The organism is Streptomyces palmae (genome assembly GCF_004684805.1).
In the GTDB taxonomy this organism is placed as follows: domain Bacteria; phylum Actinomycetota; class Actinomycetes; order Streptomycetales; family Streptomycetaceae; genus Streptomyces; species Streptomyces palmae.
Window position 1 is genome coordinate 1 of the sequence record NZ_SRID01000703.1, and the last position, 939, is coordinate 939.

The following is a 939-nucleotide window of genomic DNA, read 5'->3' on the forward strand; positions in this document are numbered from 1 at the left end:
GCTGACCACCAAGCTGCACCTGGCGGTTGAGCAGGGGCAAAAGCCGATTTCGCTGCTTGTCACCGCTGGCCAGCGGCACGACAGTCCGCAGTTCCAGCCGGTCCTGGAGGGCATTCGGGTGCCCCGCATCGGTCGGGGCCGGCCGCGAACCCGGCCAGACAAGGTCCGCGCCGATAAGGCGTACGGCTCCCGCGGGAACCGCGCATACCTGCGCAGACGCGGCATAGGCTCCACCATCCCGGAAAAGGCTGACCAGGTCCGCAACCGCAAGAAGCTCGGCTCTCACGGAGGCCGTCCGCCGAAGTTCGACAAAGTCGATGACAAGGAGCACCACGCGGTGGAATGCGGCATCAACCGCCTCAAGCGCCACCGCGCGGTGGCCAGGAGATACGACAAGCTCGCCGTCCGCTACGAGGCGACCGTGCTGATCGCAGCCCTCGACGAATGGCTCTGACCGGCAGATGGCCTTCCGGTCGTCGCTCACCAGTCCCGGGTGGCGATCAGCTCCTCTACATCCGCGTCCGTGAACCCGTATGCCGACGCCACGAACCAGAAGTCCTCAGCGATCACCTCGCGCGCAACCGTCTCGATCTCACTCCCGGCTGCCTCGAACTCTTCTTCCAGACTGTTGAATTCCTCCGTTGCGGCCTGGCTGAGGGCATACAGAGCCTCCAGATCCGACGGCTGCTCAGCCTCAATCCGCTCGCACAGCCGCAACAGGATCGCCCTGCCCCGGTCGACGACGTGATCGGGGAAGTACGAGTCCGCATACATCTGCCGCAGGAACATGTGCCCTGCTACCTGCTGGTTCGTGATCGGCATGGCGCTTCCCCATCCCCGTAGAAGAACTGACGCGCCGATCATGCACGACACCACTGACAACGACGCCGCCCACGTACGCCAGGCTGGTCGTCCGGCACTTTCACAACAGGCCCCAGT

General features: G+C 64.9%; 2 protein-coding genes. One reads left to right on the forward strand and one right to left on the reverse strand.

The annotated features are described in order from the left end of the window. Positions 1-454 (forward strand): transposase (locus tag E4099_RS32180; protein WP_167828566.1); only part of this gene is annotated, 454 nt, incomplete at its 5' end. A gap of 26 nt (positions 455-480) precedes the next feature. Here E4099_RS32180 and E4099_RS32185 read toward each other — a convergent pair. Further along, the gene (locus E4099_RS32185) at positions 481-822 is read right to left on the reverse strand and encodes a DUF5713 family protein (protein WP_135342612.1); all 342 of its coding nucleotides are present in this window, start codon (positions 820-822) and stop codon (positions 481-483) included. Positions 823-939 lie beyond the last annotated feature (117 nt).